The sequence below is a fragment of the Mycobacterium sp. NPDC050441 genome (assembly GCF_040655355.1).
GTDB lineage: Bacteria > Actinomycetota > Actinomycetes > Mycobacteriales > Mycobacteriaceae > Mycobacterium.
In genome coordinates, this window is record NZ_JBFAJS010000005.1 from 442,065 (window position 1) to 460,278 (window position 18,214).

The window sequence follows — 18,214 nt, forward strand, 5'->3', positions numbered from 1 at the left end:
AATGTCCCATCAGATCAAGGGTGCAACGGCGGTAGTAACCGGTGGCCGGCAAGGCCTGGGCAAAGCGATCGTGGACGAACTCCTCGCCCGCGGCGCCGCCAAGGTCTATGCCACGAGCCGACGCCCCGAGCCCAGCACCGACCCGCGCATCGTCGTGGTCCAAGCCGAGGTCACCGATGACGACTCGGTCGCCCGGCTGGCAGCACTCGCCGGTGACGCCACGATCGTCGTCAACAACGCCGGCGTAACGGGCGGCAAGTCACTGCTGAACAGCGACCTCGACGACATCCGTTCCGTACTCGAAACCAACCTGTTCGGCGCATTGCGCGTAACCAGGGCCTTCGCTCCCCGGCTGGCCGGGGGCACCCTCGTAAACATCGCGTCGGTGCTGTCGTGGCTGCCCGGCTTTGGCGCCTACGGAGTCTCGAAAGCCGCGCTGTGGTCGGCGAACAACTCGCTGCGCCTGGAGCTGGACGGCCAGGGCACCGACGTGATCGGCGTGTACCTGGGCTACACCGACACGTCGATGACCGCCGATCTCGACGTGCCCAAGAACGATCCCGCCGATGTGGCCCGCCAGATCGTCGACGGCATCGAATCCGGTGCCACCGAGGTACTGGCCGACGAACTAACCCGGCAGACCCGCGCCGCGGTCCCCGCCTGAGCCCCGAGAGGAAGAACCATGTCGACCTATCGGGCCTATCAGGTCACCGGCCAACGCAATTTCGAACTCGTTGAGCGCGAGGTAGTGCCACCCGAACCCGGGCATGTTCGGGTGCGAGTAGACAGCTGCGGGGTGTGCCACAGTGATTTCCTCGCGGTCGAGGGCCAGCGACCCGATCCGCGACAACCGGTGGTACCCGGTCACGAGATCGCCGGGGTCGTCGACGCGGTGGGCGACGGGGTCACCGCGTGGACCATCGGTGACCGGGTCGGGCTGGGATTCCTGGGCGGGCAGTGCAACGAATGCGAGTACTGCCGCCGCGGCGATTTCGTCAACTGCACCGATCAGCCGCAGCCCGGAACCACCGAGGACGGTGGCTACGCCGAGATGGTCTACGCCCGTGCCACCGGTCTGGTGCGCGTGCCCGACGAACTCGAGGCCATCACCGCCGCTCCCCTGCTGTGTGCCGGCGTGACGGTGTTCAATGCGCTGCGGTCCACCGGGGCACCGCCCGCAGCGCTGGTCGCGATCCAGGGCCTCGGCGGACTCGGACACCTCGGCGTGCAATACGCCCACAAACTGGGCTACCGGGTCGCCGCGATCGCCCGCGGCCCGGAAAAGGCCCAATTGGCAACGGCTCTGGGAGCTGATCACTACATCGACAGTGCCGCGGAGGACCCCGGCGCCGCGTTGACCGCACTGGGCGGCGCGGCCGCTGTCATCGCCACCGCAGCCAGCGGCTCGTCGATGAGCCCGCTGGTGGCCGGGCTGCGGCCACACGGTCAGCTCGTCGTCGTCGGCGCCGCACCGGATCCCATCTCGGTCAACACCGCCGACCTGATCTTCGGCGGTCGCAGCATCGTCGGCAGCCTGACCGGTTCGGCGATCGAGAACGAGGATAATCTCGCGTTCAGTGTGGCCAACGGCGTCGCCCCGATGGTCGAGGTGATGCCGTTCGAGGACGCGCCGAAAGCCTACGAGCACATGATGTCCGGGCAAGCTCGTTTCCGGGTCGTCCTCGACGTCGCGGGATCACTGCGGTGACGCGGCGCAGTTCGGCCGTCGACCACGCGAGCCGGCGGCTGCTGATCGCGCTGCCCGACGATTACGAGCGGGCCCGCAGCCGCTACGAATCACTGGTACCGGCAGTCGATCTCACCGCATATGACGGCACATCGAGCTGGGACGACGTGCTCGCCGTGACGAAGCAGCAAGCCCCACACGGCTTCATGCGGTATTTCCGCATCGACGTCGCGCCAACGATGGCACTGTCCGGCTCGACGTCGCGGGCCACCGAGTACCTGATGGGCAATCACACCATCGCCGAACGCATGTTGCGACACGATCCGGGCGTCATGCTGCACGCACCATTGCGCACCCTGCTCTACGCCGGCCCGGACGGCACCGTGCTCGCCCTCGACCAGCCGAGCCTGCTGTTCGCCAGCTATGGCAACCCGGAGATCGCGACCGTGGGAAGGGAACTCGACGGCCTGCTAGCCACATTGGTCGACCTGCTCGGCGGCGACGTGCCGTCGCAACTACTCCCCTGAGAACAGCCTACGCCCACCACGACAGCGATCGGCAAGGTCGTCACCCGAACCTAGCCGGCGCGAAAACCTAGGCGCCCTTGAGGCGCACGGCCAGGTAGTCCGACACCTTGTCCAGCGCGATGCGCTCCTGGGTCATGGCGTCGCGTTCGCGGATGGTGACCGCGTTGTCCTCCAGGGTGTCGAAATCGACTGTCACGCAATACGGCGTGCCGATCTCGTCCTGGCGACGGTAGCGCCGGCCGATCGCACCGGCGTCGTCGAACTCGACGTTCCAGTTCTTTCGCAGCTCGGCGGCCAGGTCGCGGGCCTTGGGTGACAGATCGGCATTGCGCGACAGCGGCAGCACCGCGGCCTTGACCGGGGCCAGGCGCGGGTCCAGCTTGAGCACGGTGCGCTTGTCCACCCCGCCCTTGGCGTTCGGGGCCTCGTCCTCGGTGTAGGAATCGACCAGGAACGCCATCAGCGAGCGGGTCAGGCCGGCTGCCGGCTCGATCACGTACGGCACGTAACGGGTGTCCGCGCCCTGGTCGTAGAACGACAGGTCGACACCGGAATGCTTTGCGTGCGTGGACAAGTCGAAGTTGGTGCGGTTGGCGATACCCTCCAGCTCACCCCAGGGGTTGCCGGAGAAACCGAACTTGTACTCGATGTCGACCGTGCCGTCGGAGTAGTGCGACAGCTTCTCCTTGGGATGGTCGTACAGGCGCAGGTTGTCCCGGTTGATGCCGAGATCGACGTACCAGTGCAGCCGTGTCTCGATCCAGTACTTGTGCCATTCCGCCGCCGTGGACGGCTCGACGAAGAACTCCATCTCCATCTGCTCGAACTCACGGGTGCGGAAGATGAAATTGCCCGGGGTGATCTCGTTGCGGAAGCTCTTGCCGATCTGGCCGATGCCGAACGGCGGCTTCTTGCGCGCGGTGGTGACCACGTTGGCGAAGTTCACGAAGATGCCCTGAGCGGTCTCCGGGCGCAGGTAGTGCAGACCCTCCTCCGACTCGATCGGTCCGAGGTAGGTCTTGAGCATCATGTTGAAGTCACGCGGCTCGGTCCACTGGCCCTTGGTGCCGCAGTCCGGGCAGACGATCTCGTCCATCGACACCGAATCGGGGTCATCCAGACCCTTCTTCAGCGCGTAAGCCTCCTGCATGTGGTCCTGCCGGTGCCGCTTGTGGCAGTTGAGGCACTCCACCAGCGGATCGTTGAACACCTCGACGTGACCGGAGGCCACCCACACCTGGCGGGGCAGGATGATCGCGCTGTCCAGGCCGACGACATCGTCGCGGCCGGTGACGATGGACTTCCACCACTGGCGCTTGATGTTCTCTTTGAGCTCGACACCGAGCGGGCCGTAATCCCACGCGGACTTGGTGCCGCCGTAGATCTCACCGGACTGGAAGACCAGGCCACGGCGTTTCGCCAGGTTCGCAACGGTATCGATGATGGATGCCACGGTGCATCAGAGTAGCGACCAGCTCGCCGGCAGCGATAATCCGCCGCGGCCGGCGGAGCGGTTGACATGCAATATCGCGCATGTATTCTGGCCCGTAATGGAAACGATTTCCAATTTCACGGTCACTCCGCACGACGACGGACGCGAGCACGGCGCCGCCCCGGCGCCTGAGTTGCCACCGCGCGAAGTCCTCGACACCGCGGGCGAGCTGCTGCGTGCGCTGGCCGCCCCGCTGCGGATTGCGATCGTCCTGCAGCTGCAACAGTCGGGGCGCTGTGTGCACGAGTTGGTCGATGCCCTCGCCGTGCCGCAGCCGCTGGTGAGCCAGCACCTCCGGATTCTCAAGCAGGCCGGAGTCGTGGCCAGCGAGCGAGCCGGCCGCGAAGTGCTCTACCGCCTGGTCGATCACCATCTGGCCCACATCGTCGCCGACGCCGTCGCCCACGCCGGTGAGGAGCACGGGTGACGGGCGCAGTCCGGTCCACCAGGCAGCGTGCGGCGATCGCCGACCTGCTCAACGAGACCGACGGATTCCGCTCAGCCCAGGAACTGCACGACGAGCTGCGCCGCCGCGGCCAGGGCATCGGCCTGACGACGGTGTACCGCACCCTGCAGTCCATGGCCACCACCGGAAGCGTCGACACGCTGCGCACCGACACCGGTGAGTCGGTCTACCGGCGCTGCTCGGAGGACCATCACCACCATCTGGTGTGCCGGGCCTGCGGCGCGACCGTCGAGATATCCGGCGGACAGGTCGAGACCTGGGCCGCCGACGTGGCCCGCGAGCACGGTTTCTCCGACGTGAGCCACACGATCGAGATCTTCGGCATGTGCCGCGGCTGCGGCGACGGGGTCAACTGACCGAATTTCCGCCATAGCGCTTCACACGTGGGGACGTTAAGCCCGATCGCGTGCGCGGGGAGTGCGGAGAGGTCAGCTGAGCCCCGTAAGCCCTGTCAAATGGTGCTCGAACAGGGATCGACCTCGGAGACAGGTTTATTGGCCAACTCCAACCCACCACTCCAGACGAGGCCGACATAGACGAGAACCACTGCCACCATGACGCCGGCTGCGATGAGAAATCTCCTGGCCAGGCGGTGGGAACGCAGCGCGAGCAGACCGATGGACGTCACCACCAGAATCAGCAGAGACAGTCCGGTGATGGCGATCAGATAACTTCGCTCCGCTGGGTCGTAGGTGCGGTAGGAGCAGCCCTGCCCCAATAAGTCGCCAGTGACATACAGGACGAGCCGCAGCCGAAGAGCCAAGAGAACAACATCGACAGCCATGAGTAGAACGACGACCGCCGCGACCGCACCCGCAACGCTGACCCTGCTCTCAGCCGAGTTCATCGCAACCCGAAACTCAACGCCGGACCAGTTCCAGCACGATGTCACTGGTCAACGGTGCCAGCTCGATGTCACCAGGCGAGTGAGGGTCGATCCAGGTCATCTCGGCTATCTCGGCCTGCGGCCGCGGTTCGCCGTCCAGGCTCACCCGGTAGAGCCACGCATCGACAGAGTGGCCGGGTTCATTGGCCGCCGGTGCGCTGTGGCGGCCAAGTTCTTCGGCCGCCGAAACATCAAAACCGACCCCGAGTTCCTCTCGAACCTCCCGGGCCAGCGCGTCGATCGGCTGCTCCCCCGGCTCGATCTTGCCGCCCGGCTGCATGAACGCCGTCGTACCGCGCTTGCGGACCACGAGTAACCGGTCGTTCTCACCGAGCACCACGGCCGCGACGATCCGGATGACCAGAGGGGTCACGACATCAGGTCCCGACGCACGTCGGCGCCGGTGGCCAGCACCATCAGGATCAGCGTGCGCAGCGCGTCGTCGGTGAGCCCGGCGGCCGGGAAGTTATAGCGCAGCATCACGTCGGCAACCTTCTTGGCCGGCCGCTTGCGCGCAGCACCTTTAGGCGTCGCACCGTTGGTGGGCGTCTCGACCAACTTCTCCACAAGCACCACCGTGCCCAGCATGGTCTTGCTGGCATGGTCCGACACCCGTTCGCGAATCTTGTTGTCCAGCGGCAGATCCCACGCCAACGGCTGGGTCAGCGACACCATCTCCAAGTCCTCGGCGATGGCCACCACCCGCACCGAGGCCACCGAACCGTCGACCGTCACGGTCAGCGCATCGTCCTCTTCCTCGACGACGGACATCACCTCGCCGAGTACCGCGGACAACCGCTGCAGCAGGCTGGGCATGTCAGGCCCTCCCGAAGCGACGGTTGCGGTTCACGTACTCCTCGCACGCCGCCCACAGGTCGCGCCGGTCGTAATCGGGCCACAGCTTGTCCTGGAACACGAACTCGGCATAGGCCGACTGCCACAGCAGGAAGTTGCTGGCCCGCTGCTCCCCCGACGTCCGGATGAACAGGTCCACGTCGGGGATGTCGGGGCGGTGCAGATGCTTGGCGAAGGACGCCTCACTGATCCGGCTCGGGTTGATCTTGCCTTCGACGGCCTCGGCGGCCAGTGCCTGCGCAGCCTCGACGAGTTCGGTGCGCCCGCCGTAGTTCACGCAGTAGTTGACGGTGATGACGTCATTGCCGACAGTCATCTGCTCGGCGATGTCGAACTCCTTGATGACGCTGCGCCACATCTTGGGCCGCGATCCGACCCAGCGCATGTTCACGCCCATGGCGTTCAGGTTCTCCCGGCGGCGACGCACCACCTCCCGGTTGAACCCCATCAGGAACCGGACCTCCTCGGCGCTGCGCTTCCAGTTCTCGGTAGAGAACGCGTAGACGCTCAAGTGTTTGATGCCCAATTCGATGGCACCGCAGGTGATGTCGATCAGCACCGCCTCGCCCATCTTGTGGCCTTCAGTGCGGCCCAGGCCGCGCTGGGTGGCCCACCGGCCGTTGCCGTCCATCACCACTGCGACGTGATTGGGCACCTGATCGGCAGGGATCCGGGGCGCGACTGCCTTGGACGTGTGTTGGGGCGGGCGGGCGAAGTGGCCGTTGGTGCCGGCCGGGATCTGGGGGAAGACGACGGGCCAGGTCGAGGTATCCGGGAAGACCGGATAGTCCTCAGGCGCCGGGGGCAGCTGTGGGTAGGTTGATTTGCCCTGCTTGTCCCGCTTCAAAGCCATGGGTCATATCCTGCCTGACCAGCGTCGCGCGCTGTTCGGCGACTGTCCGATCGATCCGGTACGCCCGCTCGACCAGAGGCAATGTCCGCAGCTGACGCTCCAGGTGCCACTGCAGATGCGCCGCGATCAGCCCGCTGGCCTGGCTGCGATGCCCCGACGAGGATGCCTCGGCGTACTCCCAGTCACCCTCGTGCAGCGCCGACATCAGTTCCAGCACGGGCTGGGGCGGTGTGCTGGATCCGCTGGGCCGACAGTGCACGCACACACTGCCGCCGGCGGCGACGTGAAATGCCCGGTGCGGGCCCGGCGTGGCGCAGCGGGCGCACTCGGTCAGCGCCGGCGCCCATCCGGCGATGGTCATCGCCCGCAGCAGATAAGAGTCCAGCACCAGCTCGCGGGCCCGGCGGCCGTCGGCGACCGCCCGCAAGGCAGCCACCGTGAGCCGGTGCAGGTCGGGCATCGGTGCGTGCTCCTCCCCGGCCAGCCGCTCGGCGGTCTCCAACATCGCGCACGCACTCGTGTAGCGGCCGTAGTCACTGACGATGTCGGCGGCGAACGCGTCGATAGCCTGCACCTGGGTGACGATGTCGAGGTTGCGCCCCGGATGCAGCTGCACGTCGATATGGGCAAACGGCTCCAGCCGCGCACCGAACTTGCTGCGGGTACGCCGGACCCCCTTGGCCACCGCGCGTACCAAACCATGGTCGCGGGTGAGCAGGGTGACAATCCGGTCGGCCTCGCCGAGCTTGTGCTGGCGCAGCACCACCGCCCGGTCCCGGTACAGCCGCATCGTGACAGTGTCGCACCATGGCCGGACAGGTTCCGTTACGCACCGCCGATATCCTCGAAAGTGATGGCCAAATCTGCGACTTCCGACTCAAGTTCTCCACGATTTCCCACCCTGACCAACCAGCTCTATCAACTTGCCAGCGGCGCGGTCACTTCTGAGGAACTGGTACAGCAGTCGCTGCACGCCATCACCGCGAGCCAGTCCACCCTCAACGCATTCCGCGTCGTGCTGACCGAGCAGGCGCTGGCCGACGCCGCCAGGGCCGACACGGCTCGCGCAGCCGGCAAACAACTCCCGCTGCTGGGAATCCCCATCGCGGTCAAGGACGACGTCGACGTCGCCGGGGTGCCGACCCGGTTCGGCACCGACGGGGCCACGCGCGTCGCCACCGACGACGCCGAGGTGGTGCGCCGCCTCCGGGCCGCCGGCGCGGTGATCGTCGGGAAGACCAATACGTGCGAGCTCGGCCAGTGGCCGTTCACCGGCGGCCCGGGGTTCGGCCATACCCGTAACCCGTGGTCGCGCAAGCACAGCCCGGGCGGATCCTCGGGCGGCAGCGCCGCGGCCGTCGCCGCGGGCCTGGTGACCGCGGCCATCGGATCCGACGGCGCGGGCAGTGTCCGCATCCCCGCGGCGTGGACGCACCTGGTCGGCATCAAGCCACAGCGCGGTCGCATCTCCACCTGGCCGCTGCCCGAGGCGTTCAACGGCATCACGGTCAACGGGGTGCTGGCCCGCACCGTCACTGACGCGGCCCTGGTGCTCGACGCCGCATCCGGTAATGCCGACGGCGACCTGCACAAGCCCGCGCCGATACAGGCCGCCGAGCACGTCGCCCGCGCCCCCGGGCCGCTGCGGGTCGCCATGTCGACGAAGTTCCCGTTCACCGGTTTCCGGGCCACGCTGCACCCCGAGATCCGCGACGCGCTGCAGAGCATCGCAGATCAACTCGGGCACCTGGGTCACACCGTGGTGGAAAAGGACCCCAACTACAGCCTGCGCATGTCATGGGACTTCCTGGCCCGCTCCACCGCCGGCCTGCTGGACTGGACCGACCGACTCGGCGACGTGGCCTACGACGAGCGCACCGTGGGCAACATGAGGATCGGCCGGTTGTTGTCACAGGACGTGCTGCGCAAGGCCCGGGCGCACGAGGCCGCCGCGCAGCGCCGCATCTCCTGGATCTTCAACCTCGTCGACGTCATCATCGCGCCGACCACCGCCCAACCACCGCCACTCACACACGAATTCGACCGCCGCGGGTGGTCCGCCACCGAACGCGCCTCGATCGCCGCCTGCCCGGTGACCTGGCCGTGGAACCTACTGGGCTGGCCCTCGATCAACGTGCCCGCCGGCTTCACCTCCGACGGGCTGCCGATCGGCATCCAACTGATGGGACCCGCCGACAGTGAGCCGCTGCTGATCTCGCTGGCCGCCGAGTTGGAGGCGATCACCGGCTGGGCCGCCAAGCAGCCCGAGGTCTGGTGGACTACCCCGTCGCAGACGGACGCATCACAGGCGGCCGCCGCGATCAACGCGCTTGACGGGTAGCCGGACTGGGCGCTGGACTTCGGCGACGTACGACGGACACAGCCATGGTGACCACTACGACCGGTCAGCGCGCGACGCGTTCACCGTCGATGAAATCCCGAGCGACACAACCGCTGATGCGCCTGCACCGACGATTCCCGGCACAGTCCGAGGCTGCCCGAGCCGAGGCAACGACGGCGTACCTGCGAGGCGAACATTGATCGGCCCAAGTTGTTCCGTCATATCGGATTTTGCACGCTATCGAACATGGCGAGGGGGCTGCCGCAATGAGCTATCTGGATCCGTACCATCCCCAGCGGCTCCTCGTCACATGGCCTCGGCAATAGCTCACGCGAGCGCGTCAAGACCACGCTGATCATTCTCGGCATCGGGATTGTCGTGATCGCGATCGTGGTTCTGATTGCCGTGTTGATGAGCAAATAGCGGTGGCTCGCTGGGCCGGTCAGAACCCTAGCCGCCCCAGCTGCTTCGGATCGCGCTGCCAGTTCTTGGCGATCTTGACCCGCAGGTCGAGATAAACCTTTGTGCCGAGCAGCTTTTCGATCTGAGTGCGGGCGGCTGTGCCAACCTCACGCAGGCGGGCGCCGCCCTTCCCGATCACGATGCCCTTCTGGCTGTCACGCTCGACGTAGAGGATGGCGTGGACATCAATGAGGGGATTGTCGGCCTCGCGCCCCTGCCTTTCCTCGACCTCCTCGATGACCACGGCCAGCGAGTGCGGCAGCTCATCGCGCACGCCTTCGAGGGCGGCCTCACGAATGAGCTCGGCCATCAGGACTTCTTCCGGCTCGTCGGTCAGCTCACCGTCGGGGTAATAGGCAGGCCCCGGCGGCAGTTTGGCGACGAGGACATCGGTGAGCACATCGAGTTGTTCGCCCGCGGTGGCCGAGACCGGCACGATGTCGGCATCCGGCCCCAGGAGTTCGCTGACGGCCATCAGCTGTTCGGCGAGGCGATCCTTGGGCACCTTGTCGATCTTGGTGACGACGGCGATCAGGGTGGTCTTCGGCGCAACAGCGCGGATCTGTTGGTAGATCCAGCGATCGCCGGGGCCGATGCGCTCATCGGCGGGGATGCACAGACCGATCACGTCCACCTCGGAGTAGGTGTCCTTGACCAGCTCGTTGAGCCGCTTCCCGAGCAGGGTGCGGGGGCGGTGCAGGCCGGGGGTGTCGACCAGGATGATCTGGAAGTCCTCGCGGTGCACGATCCCGCGGATCGTATGCCGCGTGGTCTGCGGGCGATTCGAGGTGATCGCGACCTTCTGGCCCACCAGGGCATTGGTCAGTGTCGACTTGCCGGTGTTGGGCCTGCCGACGAAACAGACGAAACCGGAACGGAATTCACTCATCGTTCTCCCCTATCGCCGAAACTGCGGTGAGATCGTAATCTGTGCCAGAAATGCGATCTGTGCGCAGTCTCGGTGTGTCACAGCGGTTTTCCTGCCCGATCGGTGACGATCAGTGCGGCGTCGGCGGACAGTTCGCGCACCGCGGCGGCGCCCGGGTCGTCGGCGGAGCCGCCCAACAGCACCGCGGCCTCCAGCCCGGTGGCGCCGCTGGACACCGCAGCGGCCACTGCCGCCTGCAACGCGGTCAACTGGAGCGCCGCCAGGGTCACCGGAGCACCGGCGTAGGTGCGGCCGTCCTGGTCACGGACCGCCGCACCGGTGGAAGCCTCGGCGCGGCCCATGGCGCCGCGGGCCAGCACCACGAGCTTGTTGTCTTCTGCGTCGAGCTCACTCATGTGTATCTCGGGTCTCCTGTTTCTCGGATTCAGCCGGGCTGACCAGAACGGTGCCGATCCGGACCCGTCCACGGTGGTCGGAACCGCCCTCGGCGCGCAGCCGCAGCCCATCCCACGTGACTTCGGCGCCGGGCAGCGGCACCCGGCCCAATTCGAAAGCGACCAGGCCACCGACAGTGTCCACGTCGAGATCCTCGTCGGGCTCCATCTCGTAGAGCTCGCAGAGGTCTTCGATCGGCAGCCGCGCCGACACGCGGTACTCGCGCTCACCGAGGTCCTCCACCGGAACGACCTCGCCGGCGTCGTATTCGTCGACGATCTCGCCCACGATCTCCTCAAGCACGTCCTCGATGGTGACCAGACCGGCGATCGCGCCGTATTCGTCGACGAGCAGCGCCATGTGGTTGCGGTCGAGCTGCATCTCTTTGAGCAGTTCGTCGAGTGGCTTGGAGTCCGGGACGAACACCGCCGGACGCATCACCTGCGCCACGTTGGTGTCGCGACCGCCGTTGGTCGAGTAATAGGTCTGCTGGACAAGGTCTTTCAGGTAGACCACGCCGACGACGTCGTCGACGTTCTCGCCGATCACCGGGATGCGGGAATGCCCGCTGCGCACCGCCAGCGAGGTGGCCTGACCGGCCGATTTGTCCGATTCGATCCACACCATCTCGGTGCGCGGCACCATGACTTCGCGGGCCGGGGTGTCGCCGAGCTCGAACACCGACTGAATCATCCGGCGTTCCTCGTCGGCCACCACGCCGCGCTGCTGGGCCAGGTCGACGACCTCCCGCAACTCGATCTCGGATGCGAACGGACCGTTGCGGAAGCCGCGGCCGGGAGTCAATGCGTTACCGATGAGCACCAGCAGGCGGCTGATCGGAGTGAGCAGCACCGAGATAGCCTGCAGCGGCAAGGCTGAGATCAGCGCAATGGAGTAGGCGTTCTGCCTGCCGACCGTGCGCGGGCCGACGCCGATGGCCACGAAGCTCGTCACCACCATGATCGCGGCGGAAGCCACCAGGCCCCACCCGACGCCGAGATGCCCGTCGAGGAAGGACGCCAGCAGCACGGTGGCAGTGATCTCGCAGGTAATCCGGAGAAGCACAACAAGATTGATGTAGCGAGGTCGTTCGGCGACGACCCGGCCGAGCCGGGCCGCACCCGGACGTTCCTCACGGACGAGCTCTTCGATCCGCGCGATCGAGACGGTGGACAGGGCGGCGTCGATAGCTGCGAACAGGCCACCGAACCCGACCAGCACCACGGCGCCGAGCAGCGGAAGTAGGCCGGTCACGGTTCGTCGAAATATCGGGACTTGTCCAGCAGCCGCTGGTCTTTCTCGCTCTGCCGGTCGGCGTGATACGACTCGACCTGATCAGCCACCCACTCCTCGAGGAGCTGACGCTGCAGCGCGAACATCTCCTTCTCCTCGTCCGGCTCGGCGTGGTCGTAACCGAGCAGATGCAGCACCCCGTGCACCGTCAGCAACGCCAACTCCTGACCGAGCGAGTGCCCGGCCTTGGCGGCCTGCTGCTCGGCGAACTCCGGGCACAACACGATGTCACCGAGCATGGCCGGGCCCGGCTCGGGCGCATCTGGCCGGCCCCCGGGCTCCAGCTCATCCATCGGGAAACTCATCACATCGGTGGGGCCGGGCAGGTCCATCCACCGCATGTGCAGGTCGGCCATCGCCGCACTGTCCAGCAGCACCATCGACAGCTCGGCCGCCGGGTTCACATCCATCTTCGCGATGACGAAGCGCGCGACGCTGATCAGCTCGTCCTCGGAGACGTCAATGCCCGACTCGTTGGATACCTCGATGCTCATCGGCGGGGCCGCCCGTTCGATGAACGGCGTTGTGAGCGGTTGAGCAAGGCCGGCTCCTCGTGGCGTGCGTAGGCGTCGACGATCTCCGACACCAAGCGGTGGCGGACCACGTCGGCGCTGGTGAGCTCGGCGAAGTGGATGTCGTCGATGCCGTCGAGGATGTTCATCGCCGCACGCAGCCCAGAAGTGTTTCCACCGGGCAGGTCGACCTGCGTAATATCGCCGGTGACAACGACTTTCGAGCCGAAACCGAGCCGGGTCAAGAACATCTTCATCTGCTCGGCGGTGGTGTTCTGCGCCTCGTCGAGAATGATGAACGCATCGTTGAGCGTCCTACCCCGCATGTATGCCAGGGGTGCGACCTCAATTACCCCGGCGCTCATCAGCTTTGGAATGAGCTCAGGGTCCATCATGTCGTGCAGTGCGTCGTACAGCGGCCGCAGATACGGGTCGATCTTCTCGCTCAACGTGCCGGGCAGGAAACCAAGGCGCTCACCGGCTTCCACCGCGGGGCGGGTCAAGATGATCCGATTGACCTGCTTGGCCTGCAGGGCACTGACCGCCTTGGCCATCGCCAGGTAGGTCTTGCCGGTACCGGCCGGACCGATGCCGAACACGATGGTGTGCGCATCGATGGCGTCGACGTAGCGCTTCTGGTTCAGCGTCTTGGGCCGGATCGTCTTGCCGCGGCGGCTCAGGATGTCGAGCGTGAGCACCTCGGCCGGGGACTCGTCCTCGGTGCCGGTGAGAATGGCGACGCTGTGACGTACCGCCTCGGCGGTCACCGCCTGCCCACTGGAGGCGACGGCGATCAGCTCGGCGACGACGCGTTCGGCCAGCGCTACATCGGCGGGCTCGCCGGTGAAGGTGATCTCGTTGCCGCGCGCGTGGATGTCAGCGGTCAGAAGTCTTTCGAGTGCCCGTAAATTCTCATCAGCCGAGCCGAGCAGGCCCACGATTATGTCGGGCGGAACAGTGATGCTGCTGCGGACCGATTCCGATGCGGTGGCCGACGAGTCAGCGGTCGTGTCGCGGGGCGTCACGTGGAGTTTGTGCCTGCTTTCCGTGTTTTCAAGACGGCCGGCTGCCGTCGTACTGTTGCCAGTTTACCGCTGGTCAACGACACGCCCCAATGGTTGAGCGGGCCGACGCCGATCAGTGCCTCGCGGTTGGCGGGCCCGGCTTGCCGGCCGGGTGAACGCACAGGTCAACGTAGTGGTGAACTAGCCGCTGAATTCCGCCAACTTGGCCGCCACGGCGTCCGCGTCCGGCCTGGCGTACATCTTCCGGGACCCGCGATCGTAGGTGGCCATGAGGGGGCAACGCTCGGCGGTGCCGGTGACGGTTTCCCCGCTCTTGATCACCTTGCCGGTCTTGGCCTCGCGAAACGTGATCTCGTATTCGACGGAGTAGTAGTCGACTTTGATGTTGTTCCCGTCGTCGTCGTCGACGCACTGGACGGATTTCACCTCGCTGCCCCTCTTTCGATCCAGGCAGGCAACGACATTGATCTTGGAGAACTCGTTGGACAGCGCCGAATCGGAGGCCGAGAGCCAAATCTCGTCGACGAATCCAAGACCCTTGAAGTAGGCCACGGCGTTGTACGGCTTGCCGTATTCCGCGGCGTTGGTGATGTGATCGTTGTCGCACACCTGAGAGAAATCAGATGCCGACTGGGCGACCCGGTCTTGCCCCTCACCACTCACTTTGACGACCATGTAGCCCATAAATCCGACTATCGAAATGCCGACAACCGCGATGACGGCAACGATCGCGATGCCGAGTCGCGATTTCTTCGGCTGAATCGGCGGTCCGGCCGGGGACCAGTTCGGGGGCTGACCGTACGGAGGTTGCCCATACGGCGGAGGACCAGCCGGCGCCCCGGGCCACTGTTGGGGTTGCGGCGGCGGCCAGTGCGGGGGCTGCTGCCCGTAGGGGGGCTGAGGACCTTGGGGCGGCGGGCCCTGGGGCGGAAAGCTCACGGTTGGAGCGTAATGCCTGGCCAAGCTACACGTAGGCGCTAAATCTCCCAGCGCGCCGTCAGCGCACCGATCGCTCCCAGCGCGACGGCCGCGGCGGTCGACGTCCGCAGGACAGTTGGGCCCAGACGTACGGCCTTCGCTCCGGCCGCGGCGAAAGCGGCGATCTCCTCATCGGCGATGCCGCCTTCGGGCCCGACGATGAGCATCAGTGAATCCACTTGGGCCAGAGGCAGTTCGGCCAGAGGCTCGGTGGCCGATTCGTGCAAGGCCAGCACCACTGCCCCGGCGGCCACGGCATCGGTAACGCGCTGGGTCAGGGCTCCTGTGGAGACCACACCCTCGACGGCCGGGACGTAGGGCCGGCGGGACTGCCGGGCCGCCGAACGGACCACCGCTTCCCACCGTCGCAGGCCCTTTTCCACCTTCGGGCCCTCCCAGCGGGCCACACACCGAGTCGCCTGCCAGGCGACAAACCCGTCCGCACCGGCCTCGGTCGCCAGCTCGACGGCCAGCTCTGAGCGATCGGACTTGGGCAGCGCCTGCACCACGGTGACGGTCGGACGTGGTGCGGGGATGGTGGCCCGCTCGGTCACCCGCGCCGACAGCCGGCCCTTGGCGGTGTCCTCGACGATGCAGTGGGCCAGCGTCCCGGCGCCGTCGCTCAGGTCGATCTTCTCGCCGACCCGGATACGACGCACGTTGGAGGCGTGGAAGCCCTCGTCGCCGTCGACGACGGCGAGCTCCCCCGCGCCCGGCAGCGCGTCGACGTAGAAAAGCGCTGAGCTCACGGTGGCAGCCCGCGGCGTCAGCGGCCGGAGAACGTCTCGCGCAGCCGGCTGAACAGACCGCCGGAGCTCGCTGAGGCCTGCGTCGAGCGCACTTCCGCCACGTCGCGGGCCCGGTTCTCCTTCAGCTTGCGCAGCAGGTCGATATCGGCGTTGTCCAGCCGCGACGGCACCACCACGTCGATGTGGGCGTGCAGGTCACCGCGAACCCCGGAGCGCAGGTGTGGCATGCCGTGGCCGCGCAATGAGGTCACCGCCCCGGGCTGTGTGCCCGCGGGGATGGTCAGTTCGGTGGGCCCGTCGAGGATCGCGTCGACGGAGACCGTGGTGCCCAGCGCAGCGTCGACCATCGGCACCGAGATCGTGCAGTGCAGGTCGTCGCCGTCGCGGACGAAGATCTCGTGCTGCTTCTCATGGACCTCGACGTACAGATCGCCCGCCGGTCCGCCGCCCGGTCCGACCTCGCCCTGCGCGGCCAGCCGCACCCGCATGCCGTCGCCCACACCGGCCGGGATCTTGACGCTGATCTCACGGCGGGCGCGCACCCGACCGTCGCCACCGCAGCGGTTGCACGGATCGGGGATGACCTCACCGATTCCCCCACACACGGGGCACGGACGGGTCGTCATCACCTGCCCCAGCAACGAGCGCTGCACGGTCTGGATCTCGCCGCGGCCGTCACAGGTGTCGCAGGCAACCGGCGTGGAATTGCCGTTGGTCCCTTTGCCGTGACACAGATCGCACAGCACCGCGGTGTCCACGGCCACCTGCTTGGTCACGCCGGTGGCGCACTCCGCAAGGTCCAACCGCATGCGCAGGAGTGAATCCGCGCCGGGACGCACCCGGCCGATCGGCCCGCGCGAGCCGGTTCCGCCACCGAAGAACGCCTCGAACACGTCGCCGAGACCACCGAACCCGCTGAAACCACCGGGCGCTCCACCGACCGACTCCATCGGGTCGCCGCCCATGTCCACGATGCGGCGCTTCTCCGGATCCGACAGCACCTCGTAGGCGACCTGGATCTCGGTGAACCGGCTCTGGGCTTCCTCGTCGGGATTGACGTCGGGATGCAACTCACGCGCCAGCCGCCGATAGGCGCGTTTGATCTCTGAATCGCTCGCGCCTTTGCTCACTCCGAGCAAGCCGTAATAATCGCGTGCCACGCTGACCTTGCCTGACCTTTCTATGCCGGATCGACCGGCAGCATTAACGAGTACCTAGGACTTCGCCGATATAAAGAGCAACCGCCGCAACATTGGCGATCGTTCCCGGGTAGTCCATTCGGGTGGGACCTACCACACCCATTCCGCCGTACACCTTGCCCGAGCTGCCGTACGTGGTGCTCACCACTGACGTTCCCAGCATCTGCTCGGCCTCGGTCTCATGACCGATCCGCACGGTTACCTTGCCCGCTTCCTGCTGGGCCGCCAACAGCCGTAGTACCACCACCTGCTCCTCGAGCGCCTCCAGCACCGACCGCAGCGATCCGCCGAAATCGGCGGTGTTGCGGGTCAAGTTGGCGGTGCCGCCCAGCAGCAGTCGTTCTTCGGTGTGCTCGACGAGGGTCTCGACCAGGACTGTCGCCGACCGGCCGACTGCATCGGCAAGCGCGCCGTGGCCGTTGAGGTGCGAGGCCAGATCGCTGACCGCGATGGACGCCGCCATCAGCGGCTTGCCTTCCAGCGCCTGCCCCAACATCTCGCGGAGTTTGGCCAACTCGTGCTCGTCGATCGCATCGCCGAGCTCCACGATGCGCTGATCCACTCGGCCCGAATCGGTGATGACCACCAGCAGCAGCCGCGCCTGCGTCAGCGCCACCACCTCAAGGTGGCGGACCGACGAGGTCGAAAGCGTCGGGTACTGCACGATCGCGACCTGCCGGGTCAGCTGCGCCAGCAGCCGCACCGCGCGCCGCAGCACGTCGTCGAGGTCGACCCCGGACTCCAGGAAGGACAGGATCGCGCGGCGCTCCGATGACGACAGCGGCTTGACGTTGTCGATGCGGTCGACGAACTCGCGGTAACCCTTCTCGGTGGGCACCCGCCCCGAGCTCGTGTGGGGCTGGGTGATGTAGCCCTCGGCTTCCAGGACCGCCATGTCATTGCGGACCGTGGCGCTCGACACGCCGAGGTTGTGACGGTCCACCAGAGTCTTGGAGCCGATGGGCTCCTTGGTGGCCACGAAGTCGGCGACGATGGCGCGCAGCACCTCGAAACGACGCTCGTCGGCACTCCCCACCTGTTCACCTACCCTTCGCAGCAGCGATGTGCATTTCGCTCGGTTCATTTTACTGACAAGCAGCGGGTTTACCGATTCTGCGGTGACAGCTCCCAGATCATCACGCCGAGCGACACCGGCGCGGGCACTTGCCCACGAGGGGATTAACCTAGGCAACTATGCCGATGGCAACACCGCGCACTACTGCGACGGAGGCGGGCCGGCGATGATCTTCAAGGGCGTCCAAGAGGGCAAACCGTACCCGGAGCACGGGCTCTCCCACCGGGACTGGTCCCGCATCCCGCCGCGACAGCTGCGCCTCGACGAGCTGGTCACGACCACCACGGTGCTCGCGCTGGACCGACTGCTGTCCGAGGATTCGACGTTCTACGGCGACCTGTTCCCGCACGCGGTGAAGTGGCGCGGCGACATCTACCTGGAGGACGGGCTGCACCGGGCCGTGCGTTCAGCCCTGCGTAATCGCACCATCCTGCATGCCCGACTGTTCGACATGGATGCGCTCGCACCCAGCATGGCGTAACCGCCGTCG

At 66.6% G+C, this 18,214-nt stretch carries 22 protein-coding genes; 7 read left to right on the forward strand and 15 right to left on the reverse strand.

What is annotated here, in order from left to right:
* The first annotated feature begins 1 nt into the window (after position 1).
* The 3 genes from AB0I14_RS17760 to AB0I14_RS17770 are packed head-to-tail and all read left to right on the forward strand — an operon-like array spanning position 2 to position 2,214.
* A complete protein-coding gene (locus tag AB0I14_RS17760; RefSeq protein ID WP_358023948.1) occupies positions 2–664 on the forward strand; it encodes an SDR family oxidoreductase in 663 nt (220 codons plus the stop codon).
* An 18-nt stretch (positions 665–682) separates the two neighbouring features.
* Positions 683–1,708 (forward strand): alcohol dehydrogenase catalytic domain-containing protein, encoded by a 1,026-nt coding sequence (locus AB0I14_RS17765; protein ID WP_358023951.1) that lies wholly within the window; start codon positions 683–685, stop codon positions 1,706–1,708.
* Entirely contained in the window at positions 1,705–2,214 is a 510-nt protein-coding gene (locus tag AB0I14_RS17770) for a DUF302 domain-containing protein (protein WP_358023953.1), read from the forward strand. The genes AB0I14_RS17765 and AB0I14_RS17770 overlap by 4 nt, the downstream gene beginning before the upstream one ends.
* A gap of 67 nt (positions 2,215–2,281) precedes the next feature.
* Here AB0I14_RS17770 and AB0I14_RS17775 read toward each other — a convergent pair whose 3' ends face one another.
* On the reverse strand, positions 2,282–3,667 hold the full coding sequence (locus tag AB0I14_RS17775; protein ID WP_358023956.1) for a glycine--tRNA ligase: 1,386 nt from the start codon (positions 3,665–3,667) through the stop codon (positions 2,282–2,284).
* Between the two features lie 97 nt (positions 3,668–3,764).
* On the opposite strand from AB0I14_RS17775, the gene AB0I14_RS17780 reads away from it, so the two are divergent.
* Positions 3,765–4,133 carry a metalloregulator ArsR/SmtB family transcription factor gene (locus AB0I14_RS17780; RefSeq protein WP_358023958.1) on the forward strand — a complete coding sequence of 123 codons (369 nt, stop codon included), beginning with the start codon at positions 3,765–3,767 and terminating at the stop codon, positions 4,131–4,133.
* Positions 4,130–4,528 carry a Fur family transcriptional regulator gene (locus tag AB0I14_RS17785; protein WP_358023961.1) on the forward strand — a complete coding sequence of 133 codons (399 nt, stop codon included), beginning with the start codon at positions 4,130–4,132 and terminating at the stop codon, positions 4,526–4,528. The genes AB0I14_RS17780 and AB0I14_RS17785 overlap by 4 nt, the downstream gene beginning before the upstream one ends.
* A 95-nt stretch (positions 4,529–4,623) precedes the next feature.
* Here AB0I14_RS17785 and AB0I14_RS17790 read toward each other — a convergent pair whose 3' ends face one another.
* The 5 genes from AB0I14_RS17790 to recO form a co-directional block, all read right to left on the reverse strand.
* Positions 4,624–4,956 carry a hypothetical protein gene (locus AB0I14_RS17790; RefSeq protein ID WP_358023964.1) on the reverse strand — a complete coding sequence of 111 codons (333 nt, stop codon included), beginning with the start codon at positions 4,954–4,956 and terminating at the stop codon, positions 4,624–4,626.
* A gap of 76 nt (positions 4,957–5,032) precedes the next feature.
* Complete coding sequence (locus AB0I14_RS17795; RefSeq protein ID WP_358023967.1) at positions 5,033–5,431, reverse strand: NUDIX domain-containing protein; 399 nt, start codon at positions 5,429–5,431, stop codon at positions 5,033–5,035.
* A complete protein-coding gene (locus AB0I14_RS17800) occupies positions 5,428–5,874 on the reverse strand; it encodes a hypothetical protein (protein WP_358023970.1) in 447 nt (148 codons plus the stop codon). Before AB0I14_RS17800 ends, AB0I14_RS17795 begins: the two co-directional genes overlap by 4 nt.
* A 1-nt stretch (position 5,875) precedes the next feature.
* Positions 5,876–6,766 carry a decaprenyl diphosphate synthase gene (locus AB0I14_RS17805; protein ID WP_358023974.1) on the reverse strand — a complete coding sequence of 297 codons (891 nt, stop codon included), beginning with the start codon at positions 6,764–6,766 and terminating at the stop codon, positions 5,876–5,878.
* Positions 6,705–7,556, reverse strand: a complete 852-nt coding sequence (gene recO / locus AB0I14_RS17810; RefSeq protein WP_358023977.1) for a DNA repair protein RecO — start codon at positions 7,554–7,556, stop codon at positions 6,705–6,707. Before recO ends, AB0I14_RS17805 begins: the two co-directional genes overlap by 62 nt.
* Positions 7,557–7,619: 63 nt before the next feature.
* Here recO and AB0I14_RS17815 point away from each other — a divergent pair, with 63 nt between their 5' ends.
* Positions 7,620–9,107: an amidase gene (locus tag AB0I14_RS17815; protein ID WP_358023980.1), complete on the forward strand. Its 1,488-nt coding sequence runs from the start codon at positions 7,620–7,622 to the stop codon at positions 9,105–9,107.
* Between the two features lie 442 nt (positions 9,108–9,549).
* Here AB0I14_RS17815 and era read toward each other — a convergent pair whose 3' ends face one another.
* The 9 genes from era to hrcA all read right to left on the reverse strand — a co-directional run bounded on the left by era (position 9,550) and on the right by hrcA (position 17,685).
* Positions 9,550–10,458, reverse strand: a complete 909-nt coding sequence (gene era, locus AB0I14_RS17820; protein WP_358023983.1) for a GTPase Era — start codon at positions 10,456–10,458, stop codon at positions 9,550–9,552.
* Positions 10,459–10,535: 77 nt separating this feature from the next.
* Positions 10,536–10,853: a cytidine deaminase gene (locus AB0I14_RS17825; protein ID WP_358023987.1), complete on the reverse strand. Its 318-nt coding sequence runs from the start codon at positions 10,851–10,853 to the stop codon at positions 10,536–10,538.
* On the reverse strand, positions 10,846–12,147 hold the full coding sequence (locus AB0I14_RS17830; protein WP_358023990.1) for a hemolysin family protein: 1,302 nt from the start codon (positions 12,145–12,147) through the stop codon (positions 10,846–10,848). Before AB0I14_RS17830 ends, AB0I14_RS17825 begins: the two co-directional genes overlap by 8 nt.
* Entirely contained in the window at positions 12,144–12,680 is a 537-nt protein-coding gene (gene ybeY / locus AB0I14_RS17835) for an rRNA maturation RNase YbeY (protein ID WP_166905365.1), read from the reverse strand. The genes AB0I14_RS17830 and ybeY overlap by 4 nt, the downstream gene beginning before the upstream one ends.
* Positions 12,677–13,723: a PhoH family protein gene (locus AB0I14_RS17840; RefSeq protein ID WP_358023993.1), complete on the reverse strand. Its 1,047-nt coding sequence runs from the start codon at positions 13,721–13,723 to the stop codon at positions 12,677–12,679. The genes ybeY and AB0I14_RS17840 overlap by 4 nt, the downstream gene beginning before the upstream one ends.
* A gap of 180 nt (positions 13,724–13,903) precedes the next feature.
* Complete coding sequence (locus tag AB0I14_RS17845) at positions 13,904–14,662, reverse strand: hypothetical protein (RefSeq protein WP_358023996.1); 759 nt, start codon at positions 14,660–14,662, stop codon at positions 13,904–13,906.
* Between the two features lie 38 nt (positions 14,663–14,700).
* A complete protein-coding gene (locus AB0I14_RS17850) occupies positions 14,701–15,450 on the reverse strand; it encodes a 16S rRNA (uracil(1498)-N(3))-methyltransferase (protein WP_358023999.1) in 750 nt (249 codons plus the stop codon).
* A 17-nt stretch (positions 15,451–15,467) separates the two neighbouring features.
* Complete coding sequence (gene dnaJ, locus AB0I14_RS17855; RefSeq protein WP_358024002.1) at positions 15,468–16,610, reverse strand: molecular chaperone DnaJ; 1,143 nt, start codon at positions 16,608–16,610, stop codon at positions 15,468–15,470.
* A 43-nt stretch (positions 16,611–16,653) separates the two neighbouring features.
* Positions 16,654–17,685: a heat-inducible transcriptional repressor HrcA gene (hrcA, locus tag AB0I14_RS17860; RefSeq protein WP_358024005.1), complete on the reverse strand. Its 1,032-nt coding sequence runs from the start codon at positions 17,683–17,685 to the stop codon at positions 16,654–16,656.
* A 205-nt stretch (positions 17,686–17,890) separates the two neighbouring features.
* Between hrcA and AB0I14_RS17865 the strand changes: the two genes are divergently transcribed.
* Positions 17,891–18,205, forward strand: coding sequence for a type II toxin-antitoxin system VapB family antitoxin (locus tag AB0I14_RS17865; RefSeq protein ID WP_358024009.1), 315 nt, complete (start codon positions 17,891–17,893; stop codon positions 18,203–18,205).
* The last annotated feature ends 9 nt before the right edge of the window (positions 18,206–18,214 follow it).

Coding starts and splice junctions, on each gene's coding strand:
- AB0I14_RS17765 (WP_358023951.1), top strand. CDS start 683: ATGTCGACCTATCGGGCCTATCAGGTCACCGGCCAACGCAATTTCGAA.
- AB0I14_RS17800 (WP_358023970.1), bottom strand. CDS start 5,874: ATGCCCAGCCTGCTGCAGCGGTTGTCCGCGGTACTCGGCGAGGTGATG.
- AB0I14_RS17790 (WP_358023964.1), bottom strand. CDS start 4,956: ATGGCTGTCGATGTTGTTCTCTTGGCTCTTCGGCTGCGGCTCGTCCTG.
- AB0I14_RS17760 (WP_358023948.1), top strand. CDS start 2: ATGTCCCATCAGATCAAGGGTGCAACGGCGGTAGTAACCGGTGGCCGG.
- recO (WP_358023977.1), bottom strand. CDS start 7,556: ATGCGGCTGTACCGGGACCGGGCGGTGGTGCTGCGCCAGCACAAGCTC.
- AB0I14_RS17825 (WP_358023987.1), bottom strand. CDS start 10,853: ATGAGTGAGCTCGACGCAGAAGACAACAAGCTCGTGGTGCTGGCCCGC.
- era (WP_358023983.1), bottom strand. CDS start 10,458: ATGAGTGAATTCCGTTCCGGTTTCGTCTGTTTCGTCGGCAGGCCCAAC.
- ybeY (WP_166905365.1), bottom strand. CDS start 12,680: ATGAGCATCGAGGTATCCAACGAGTCGGGCATTGACGTCTCCGAGGAC.
- AB0I14_RS17815 (WP_358023980.1), top strand. CDS start 7,620: ATGGCCAAATCTGCGACTTCCGACTCAAGTTCTCCACGATTTCCCACC.
- AB0I14_RS17865 (WP_358024009.1), top strand. CDS start 17,891: ATGATCTTCAAGGGCGTCCAAGAGGGCAAACCGTACCCGGAGCACGGG.
- AB0I14_RS17805 (WP_358023974.1), bottom strand. CDS start 6,766: ATGGCTTTGAAGCGGGACAAGCAGGGCAAATCAACCTACCCACAGCTG.
- AB0I14_RS17780 (WP_358023958.1), top strand. CDS start 3,765: ATGGAAACGATTTCCAATTTCACGGTCACTCCGCACGACGACGGACGC.